This is a genomic window from Holdemania sp. 1001095H_141210_F2, assembly GCF_015558105.1.
Taxonomy (GTDB): Bacteria; Bacillota_I; Bacilli_A; order Erysipelotrichales; family Erysipelotrichaceae; genus Holdemania.
Genome location: NZ_JADNPO010000060.1, coordinates 1 through 1,864 on the forward strand (window position 1 = coordinate 1; position 1,864 = coordinate 1,864).

Sequence of the window (1,864 nt, forward strand, 5' to 3'; positions counted from 1 at the left end):
TATGATAATGAAATTACGGAAGTGAAGCTGATGGAAAACGGCGAGCTTTCAATGCGGTTTGAAGCGAAGCAGACAGGAGAAATCTGCCTGTTGGATAAGACAGTGAAAAACGGAAGCTATAAAAGTACGCTGCGGCTGGAAACGAAATATGGAAGCTATGACTATCCGGTGACGGTCAAGGTCGCGAGAAGTAATGTAAGTCCAGGTGTAAAATGGAATGAGAAGCTGAATCTGTTCTACAATCAGGGAGAGATTCAACTGACGATTGATCATAAAGGGAATACGGTCAGAACGATGAAGCTGGAAGGGTCGGAAGCGTTTGAGCGGAATTTCCAGATCGATGAGAAGGGGAAAATCCAAGTCAGAAGCCTGGAAAAAGAAGCGAACGGGAAGTTGAACCTGAGTGGAACGTTAGTGATTCAGTATGAGGAATATGAAGAACCAGTCAGTGTAAAGGTGACGATACCAACGGTGACGACGAAGCCGGGTTATACTTTAGAGAAGAGCACCATCACTGTAAATCCGAACTATGGAGAAAAGGAAATCAGTCTGGAGCTGTTGGATGCGAAAACGAAGAAGGCTGTGGATTTAGAAGGCTTGACGATCGGAATGGAACCGGTCAGCGGGAACGCGACGGAAGGGATCAGAACAGAGAATGGGAAGATCTGGCTGAAGCTGACAGGAAAGTCCGGAAAGATCAATATCGTAGTCCAGGGAACGAATTGGACAAGCGGAATAAAAAACAGCTTGACTGTGAATGTAAGTACTGCGGCACCGAAAGCGAGCGCGAAGAAAACGAGCCTGACGCTATACAACAGCTATTTGAAGCTGAATGATGAAAGCGAAGTGGCGATGAATCTGACGAACCTGGGATTATCTCAGGAGAAGCAGGTTTTAGAGCCAAGCGTAAAGAATGAGAATACGGATCAGATTGAAGTGATCTATGAAGCGGGGAAGATTAAAGCGAGACTGTTGGACAGTACAGTGAAAGCTGGAAGTTACAGCTATAGCTTTATCCCGAAGGATGAAAAGGGAAAAGAACTGCCGAAGATCACGATCAGTGTGAAAGTGAATGGAAGCGCAGTAACGATGAACCTGAGTGCATCAGGAAATATCAATCTGTTGACCCGGGAAAGCAGCTATGCGACAGTGACGCCGAGCATCACAAATCAGGCGGATACCGTTGGAACGATTGAACTGATCGGGACGGAAGCAGAACACTTTGAAGTGAAGCTGAACGAAGCGGGGAAGATTGAGATCCGGGCGAAAAGCGGAGCGAAGCTGGAAACGGATAAAACGTATGAGCTGAGTCTCAAAGGAGTAGGGAAGCGAACCGGAGAGGAATTCTATAATACAGTAAAAGTAAAGACGGTACAGAGCTATCCAGGGATCAAGCTGAACGCAAGTACGCTGACGATGTACAGTAATGTCACAGGCGAGATCAGCCGGCAGGAGGTTGGAATCAGCCTGACGAGTAATCAGGCAGCGAAGATCGAAGGGCTGGAGCTGATGGGGACTGCGATTCAGGAAGCGGCGTTTGATTATGAGTTAGTCAAGAAAGAAGACGGGAGCTATGGAATCGCCATTGAACTGAAGGATGGAAGCGGAATGAAAGCAGGAAGCAGTCAGACGTTGAAGTTCAAGGTGAAGTATGAAGACATGGCGGAGAACACGAAGACGTATTCAACATTCCAGATAACAGTGAAGCTGGCGTCGAACGCGAACACAGGGAGCTACAGCGCAAAGGAAACGCTGAAGATCAGCGGCGCGGACCGGGTGTATTACAAGGTAGGCGAAACGGTTGAACTGAAAGCTTGGGATGGCGAGCAGGAAGCGGAAGTGGTATGGTACAGCGGGAATGAGA

General features: G+C 47.7%; 1 protein-coding gene. It reads left to right on the top strand.

The genetic code is table 11. The features are described 5' to 3' along the window. The coding region (locus I2G61_RS16230) for a hypothetical protein (protein WP_195548473.1) at window positions 1-1,864 on the top strand (1,864 nt) is incomplete at both ends.